Origin of the sequence: Mesorhizobium sp. M7A.F.Ca.US.014.04.1.1 (genome assembly GCF_003998745.1) — a bacterium.
GTDB classification, from domain to species: Bacteria; Pseudomonadota; Alphaproteobacteria; order Rhizobiales; family Rhizobiaceae; genus Mesorhizobium; species Mesorhizobium ciceri.
Window position 1 is genome coordinate 1 of record NZ_RZRW01001433.1, and the last position, 479, is coordinate 479.

At 68.1% G+C, this 479-nt stretch carries 1 pseudogene; it reads right to left on the bottom strand.

Annotation, left to right across the window (positions count from 1 at the left end):
- Positions 1-479, bottom strand: a pseudogene (locus EOA22_RS36955) (membrane-bound PQQ-dependent dehydrogenase, glucose/quinate/shikimate family); the annotation flags it as partial.

Below are 479 nucleotides of genomic sequence, written 5' to 3' on the forward strand. Positions count from 1 at the left end.
CGGCGGCCCGCCGATGCCGGGCACGCCGACCTTCAGCGGCAGCGGCAGCGGCGTCATATCGTAGACGGTGCCGTTGCGGTGCTTGTAGGCGATCTTGCCGGTCCTGAGATCGGCACCGGCGACATAGCCCCAGGGCGGCGCCTGGCAAGGAATGCCGAGCGGCGACAGGAACGGTCCCATCACCACCGCATAGGGCGCGCCCTCGTTGCGGTTCAGCCCCTGTTCGCTGCCCCGCCCTTCGTCCGGCGGCGGCACCTGATCGCGCGGGATCAACTGCGACTTGAACGCCAGATAGGTCGGCATGCCGAACAGCACCTGCCGGACCGGGTCGACGGCGACGCCACCCCAGTTGAAGGTGCCGAAATTGCCGGGGTAGATCAGCGAGCCCTGGACGGAAGGCGGCGTATAGCGACCCTCATAGCGCAGGCCCTGGAATTCGATCCGGCAGGCCAACTGGTCGACCATGGTGAGGCCCCACA